Source organism: Pseudonocardia sp. (genome assembly GCF_025965585.1).
Taxonomy (GTDB): Bacteria; Actinomycetota; Actinomycetes; order Mycobacteriales; family Pseudonocardiaceae; genus Pseudonocardia.
Genome location: NZ_JAOPWR010000060.1, coordinates 1 through 2,720 on the forward strand (window position 1 = coordinate 1; position 2,720 = coordinate 2,720).

The following is a 2,720-nucleotide window of genomic DNA, read 5'->3' on the forward strand; positions in this document are numbered from 1 at the left end:
GTCCGGGGCGTGCCGCGCGTAGAGCGCGGTCAGTGCGGTCAGTTCGGGATCCGGCTCGGGCGCGAGGTCGCGGCTCCGGCTCGTCACATGCAGCTCCGGTCGTGAGCGGTGATCACCCCGTGGGTGACGGCGGAAACCCACCCTAACGCCGCCCCGATCGCTGCCGGCGTCGCGTCGGACGGCGTTCCGGAGCCGTCAGATCCCCCGCTCGTACCCCCGGTCGGATCCCCCGCTGTCGGATCCCCCGCGGTCAGATCCCGCGGTAGGCGGCGAGGGCACCGGCGAGCAGATCCGCCAGGCCGAGGCCGTCGGTGGAGGCCGCCGGGTCCATCCGGTCGCGGCCCGGGCCCGGTTCGGACGCGGGCCCGCCCTCGGGTCCGCGCCGGTGCCGTCGTCCTCCGGTGGCCGCTCCTGTGGCCTCGGCACTGCCCGCCCTCACGGCATGGTCGTCCCGGGAGCGGCGCCCGCCGCGGTCGTGGGTGGCCGGACCGTCCTCGGCACCGGCACCTGTTCCGCGCCCGCCGCGGCCGGCCCGGTCGCCGTCGCGAGTGTCGGGGTCGCGAGTGTCGGGGTCGCGGGTGCCGGGCTCGCGGGTGCCGGGCTCGCGGCGGCCGTAGCCGTGCGGGTCGGTGCTTGCCCGACCGCTGTCGCTGCGGCCGGCGTCACTCAGTGCCGAGTCGCTCCGAGCACTGCCCGGCCGTCCCGCATCGGGACGCGCCGTGCCCGCACCGGGCTCGACGTCCGCCCACGGCGACAGCGCCGCCGCCGGCCGGACGGCCGGGAAGGACCCCGTGTCCACCATGTGCCGCGACCGGCGACCGGATGCCGGCGGCGAGCCGCCCCACGAGGTGCCGGTGGCGGGGCTCGCGGCCGCCGGCTGCCGGCGCCGCGACCCGACGTCCAGCCGCTGCAGCAGCTGCGCGCCCACCGGACCGTCCGCGTCGTGCACGGCCGCCCGCAGCTGGGTGCCAGGCAGGTCCTCGGTGGTGACGAAGTCCTCGAACAGCGCGGGAAGCGTGCGGTGCATCCACTCGGTGGCGGGTGCCCTGGTCCAGTCCGGGAGGATCACCGACAATGCGTCGGTGTCGTCGTGGCGCGTCCGGGCCCCGGACGGGAGGCGCTCGGCCAGCTGATCGGCCAGGGCATCCATGACGGTGCCCGCCCGCCGGCCGGCGAAGCGCCGCCCGTCGCGGGCCAGGTCGATGACCACGACGCATCCCGCGGCCTCGGGGGCCGCAGGCCGTGCCCGCCCGGCGCCGGAGCCGTCGGTCCGCACCACGGCCGACACGTCGTCGCCGATCCCTTCCACGCTGGACGAGCTGGGGCGCGCAGCGGTCTCGGCGGACGCGGTCGCGTCCGGTCGGGCGGTGTTCGAGGGTGCCGAACTCGGCATGGCGTTCCATGCGCGGTCGAGCTCGGCCAACGCGTTCTGCAGCCAGCTCGACGATCCCGGCTCCACCGCGAGGTCCGCGGCGCGCTCGACCTCGTCCTGACCGGCGCCGCCGTCGGAACCGACGCGGTCGGAACCGACACCGGTGGGCCTGACGCGGTCGGTGCCGGCGCCGCCCGATGCCCGCTCCGGTACGGCCCGGTCGGAGCCAGCGCGGTCGGCAACAGCCCAGTCGGAGTCAGTCCGGTCACGGGCGGCGCGCGCGACATCCCGACGCTCGCCGCGTTCGACGGCATCACCGACCGCAGAAGGCCGCTCCGCCGGGGACATCCGATCGCCGGCGCGCTCCCCACCCGGCTGGCCGGCCAGGGTCCCGCGGCCGCGCCGACGCCCGGTGGCACGGCTGCCGTCGTCCCGGTCCCCACGGTCGTCACCGCGCAGGACGCGCTCGACCGCGGCCCGGGTGGAGGTCTCGTCGTCCTCGAGCCGGCGCCTGCGGCGGCCACCTCGCTCCTCCGACGACGTCGAGGTGGCCTTCTCGAGGCCGTCGGCCTCGGACCGGTGGCTGCCGCCGGCACTCGCTTCCGCGGACGCCCGCCGGGAGCGGCCGGCTCCGCGGCCCGGCGACTCCGGCGCTGCCGCCGCGGAGGCGGACACCCATGACGAACCGGTCCACGATCCTCCGGTCCACGGCTCCGCCGACCACGACCCGGTCGACCAGGGGTCGACCGACGACGATTCGGATCCGGGTGAGGCGTCCGTCACGGCGTCGGCCTCGGGACGTCGGCGCCGCCGGCGCCCCGTGTCGGGCGCATCGCGGTCGGCGTCGCGGTTGTGCCGCTGCCCCTCGTCAGGGCCGTACCGCACGTCCCGGGCCCGCCCCTCCTCGACCGGGCCGGGCTCGTGCCCGGAACCGGTCCCATACGGTCGCGAGGGGTCGGAACGGCGTTCCGTGTCCTCGGCGGGCTGCTCCGGCGTGTCGTCGACGCCACCGGGCCGGAGGGAACGGGCGAGCAGGTGACCGATCGGCGACTCGTCGGTCCAGCCCTGCCAGGGATAGCTGCCCCACGGGTCGGCGGGGTCGGCCCCCTGCGCGCCCGTGGCGCCGGCGTCGGCGGGCCAGGACGAGCCGTCGAGGGGACCGGTCGACGGCCCCGTGTCCCGCGACCGCCGCGCACCGCTGTCCGTACCCGCCGGGTCCCTGCCCGCCGAACCGCCGCCCGTCGAACCGCCGCCCGTCGAACCGCTGCTCACAGTGGCGCCGCCGGGACGGCCGCCCGGCCGGGTTCCGCCACCCGGCGAGCCAGGGCCGCGACGATCGCCCTGCCGC

Annotated in this window: 1 protein-coding gene; it reads right to left on the reverse strand. The window is 77.8% G+C overall.

Annotated features, from left to right (window positions below):
- Nucleotides 1-250: 250 nt before the first annotated feature.
- The gene (locus JWR81_RS03715; RefSeq protein WP_297646581.1) at nt 251-2,644 is read right to left on the reverse strand and encodes a hypothetical protein; all 2,394 of its coding nucleotides are present in this window, start codon (nt 2,642-2,644) and stop codon (nt 251-253) included.
- Between the last annotated feature and the right edge of the window lie 76 nt (nt 2,645-2,720).